The sequence below is a fragment of the Arthrospira sp. PCC 8006 genome, from assembly GCF_046480465.1.
GTDB classification, from domain to species: domain Bacteria; phylum Cyanobacteriota; class Cyanobacteriia; order Cyanobacteriales; family Microcoleaceae; genus Limnospira; species Limnospira platensis.
Window position 1 is genome coordinate 1 of the sequence record NZ_PKGG01000381.1, and the last position, 2,828, is coordinate 2,828.

Sequence of the window (2,828 nt, forward strand, 5' to 3'; positions counted from 1 at the left end):
TTTGCAAGTATCAATGTGCAGGAGACTGTCCAGATAGACGAATTGATGATAAGTCAGACTGCAACTCTATTCGGGAAATAGGTCGTTATGTATTAAGTCAAAAGCTTTTTGTAAATTCTAGTAATTCTAAGGAGAATTAACACAAAATGAAAACCTCAAAATACACAAATTACTCGCGTGAAAAATCATCGAAAATTGCCTCAGAATTTCCTCCTGATATTAATCTCAAAAACTTTGGCAATGTTGTGGAAATAGAAGTGGATATGGACTTTAGGTCAAATTTATTTTTTGACTCAGCTTCTGGCTGTGGCGAGCGCGGATGTCAGCGAGTCCAATATTGTTCATGTGACTGTAACCACTGTTCGTTTTTCTAAAATACAACTGACAGATCACCTGTTATAAGGACAACATAAATCTGGATCCCTTTCGCCAATAGTCGATCTGATCCAGATTTTTTTGGGGCAGCGCAAGCGAAACTGCGGGCTGTTGAGCAGGATTAGGGTTTTTTGATATCAAGAATCAGTCACTTAGTGAACGGTAAAATGTTGGGTTTTGCTGTGGCTATAGCAATCCTAAATGATTTGTAACATTTTTAGCTCCCCTCTCCCAGAACGGGAGAGGGGTTGGGGGTGAGGGTCCATTCCATAACTGATTTAGGAATGCTATATACCCAACCCCTCGCCACCGAAACCCACCAAAGGGGGAAATCACGATCGCCCTCATCCTCTACGAAGCACCCACTGATCCACCCCCCCAAGGGTTTGATAGGGCGGTACTCAATCAACTCGCCCGGTTTAGCCATCCGCCCATTGCCGTGGTTGTAGGCGATCGCCTCCCGGAGTGCCGATTACCGCAATTCCTAGAAAGCGACCCGGATTTGATTGCCAATATCCTTCAATGGTTGCACAATTTGGAACGATGAACGGGTAAAACTTAGAGTAAGCATTCAAGGAAAAAAACGATGCCCATCATCAAAATTCCCAAGCAGTATTTAATTGACCAGAATGAAGAGTTTATTACCGTGGATGTCCCGGCTTCAGTAGTGTCGATGTGGCAACGGGATTATGCCAAAGTTGCCAAAGCTAAGGGATTGCTAAAAGATAAGCGAGAAAAAATGCTGGCTCATCTCGACACAATGCGTCAGGAGTGGGATCGGTAAACGAGTGCCTGAGTTAACACTGTGCAATCCCTTTGAAGGCGTTAAGGAGGGTAATGATACAGATTAACCATTCCCCGCCCAACTGCGCCGCCAAGTCATTGGCATCGACGGTAGCCGCTTGAGCGACCCTAGCAACCCCGCCCCTGCAAATCTACACCGCCCTCAAAAAAGCAGGTTGTAGGCGATCGCCTCCCTGAGTGCCGATTACCGCAATTCCTAGAAAGCGACCCGGATTTGATTGCCAATATCCTGCAATGGTTGCACAATTTGGAACGATGACCCCCTAGAAGCGCCGCTAAAAGGCTTCCCCCCATTAAACTAATTTTTCGCTATAGCATGACAACCGTGCTATCATGCTACCATGATAGTCTCATTCAAAGACACAGCCACCGAAGACATCTTTAACGGTGAAAACACCAAAGCTGCTCGCAAGACTTGTCCAGAAACCCTGTGGAAAGTAGCCCAGCGCAAACTAGATCAACTTGATTCTGTCACAACCCTCGAAGAGCTAAGMATACCCCCCGGTAATCGCCTGGAAGCTCTATCCGGTAGCCGTAATGGTCAATACAGCATCCGCATTAATGCACAATATCGCATTTGCTTTGTCTGGAGTGACCAAAGTCCTAACCAGGTTGAAATCGTCGATTATCACTAACATCACTTACAGAGTAATTCATAATGGTTCGTATTCCCACTCATCGCCCCCCCACCCATCCCGGTGAAATGCTTTTAGAAGAGTTTCTGAAGCCGATGGAACTGACACAACGAAACTTAGCTGATGCGATTCATGTACCTTATCAGCGAGTCAATGAGATTATCAACCGGCGGCGAGGAATCACTCCCAGTACAGCTTTGCGGTTGGCTAAATTCTTTGATATGTCACCGGATTTTTGGCTGAATCTTCAACTGCGTTGGGATTTATATCATACCCAACAGGAAGAGCAAGAGATTCTAAACACAATTTCCTCTAGCGGCAATCTGCTAAACCTTCATTAATTCAAATTAATACTATTTTTCAAACGTCGTGCTACAGATTTTCGTAGGGGAGAACGGTGTTCAGCAAGCGATACATTTGTTAGAAGATGCACCACCTAATTTATCAGAATGGGCTAGTCGCAAAAAGGCGATCGCTGATTATTTGAAAAAGAAATATCCTCACCGAAATTTTCGTTCATAGAAACCCGGTTTCTCGGCATTTAGCAAGAATAGGATAAATTGGCATAAGTCTCCAAAACAGCTCAAATATCAGCCAACCCTAGCCCCCAGCCCAAAAATGAACACAACCATTGATCTCACCGGACTCACCCCAGCACAAATCCAGCAAATCCACACCATGATCGAACATTTCAAAATACTCAATCAACAGCAAAGTTCTTCCTCCCTCTCCACTCAGTCCCCCAACCCCCTCACCCGCGCTCAAACGATAGTGAAACACTATGCTAAAAATCGCCACCTAGCAGAAGAACTGATGCAAGAACGCCGCCAAGAATCAATCCATGAGTAATGTCATCATGGATGCCTCTGCAATCCTCGCATTTCTCAATCAAGAAAGCGGTAGCGAGCAAATAACTAACCTGATTGAAAATGTAACTATTGGCACGATTAATTTATCGGAAGTAATTGCTAAATTGGCAGAAATTSGCATCCCAACCCCATTTGCAGAAAAACA

Annotated in this window: 6 protein-coding genes; all 6 read left to right on the forward strand. The window is 44.7% G+C overall.

All coding sequences use genetic code 11. The features are described from left to right. Positions 1–721: 721 nt before the first annotated feature. Positions 722–922, forward strand: coding sequence for a hypothetical protein (locus B9T16_RS27610; protein ID WP_410246285.1), 201 nt, complete (start codon positions 722–724; stop codon positions 920–922). Between the two features lie 39 nt (positions 923–961). Further along, the gene (locus tag B9T16_RS27615) at positions 962–1,159 is read left to right on the forward strand and encodes a hypothetical protein (RefSeq protein WP_410246280.1); all 198 of its coding nucleotides are present in this window, start codon (positions 962–964) and stop codon (positions 1,157–1,159) included. 361 nt (positions 1,160–1,520) lie between these two features. Continuing rightward, positions 1,521–1,814 (forward strand): type II toxin-antitoxin system RelE/ParE family toxin, encoded by a 294-nt coding sequence (locus tag B9T16_RS27620; protein WP_410246281.1) that lies wholly within the window; start codon positions 1,521–1,523, stop codon positions 1,812–1,814. 23 nt (positions 1,815–1,837) lie between these two features. Continuing rightward, positions 1,838–2,155, forward strand: coding sequence for a HigA family addiction module antitoxin (locus tag B9T16_RS27625; protein WP_410246282.1), 318 nt, complete (start codon positions 1,838–1,840; stop codon positions 2,153–2,155). Positions 2,156–2,183: 28 nt separating this feature from the next. Next, positions 2,184–2,336, forward strand: a complete 153-nt coding sequence (locus tag B9T16_RS27630; protein ID WP_410246283.1) for a hypothetical protein — start codon at positions 2,184–2,186, stop codon at positions 2,334–2,336. Between the two features lie 96 nt (positions 2,337–2,432). Next, positions 2,433–2,663 carry a hypothetical protein gene (locus B9T16_RS27635; RefSeq protein WP_410246284.1) on the forward strand — a complete coding sequence of 77 codons (231 nt, stop codon included), beginning with the start codon at positions 2,433–2,435 and terminating at the stop codon, positions 2,661–2,663. Positions 2,664–2,828 lie beyond the last annotated feature (165 nt).

Bases quoted from the DNA above. Each gene is read 5' to 3' on its own strand.
- B9T16_RS27615 (WP_410246280.1), top strand. From the start codon at position 962: ATGCCCATCATCAAAATTCCCAAGCAGTATTTAATTGACCAGAATGAA.
- B9T16_RS27625 (WP_410246282.1), top strand. From the start codon at position 1,838: ATGGTTCGTATTCCCACTCATCGCCCCCCCACCCATCCCGGTGAAATG.
- B9T16_RS27635 (WP_410246284.1), top strand. From the start codon at position 2,433: ATGAACACAACCATTGATCTCACCGGACTCACCCCAGCACAAATCCAG.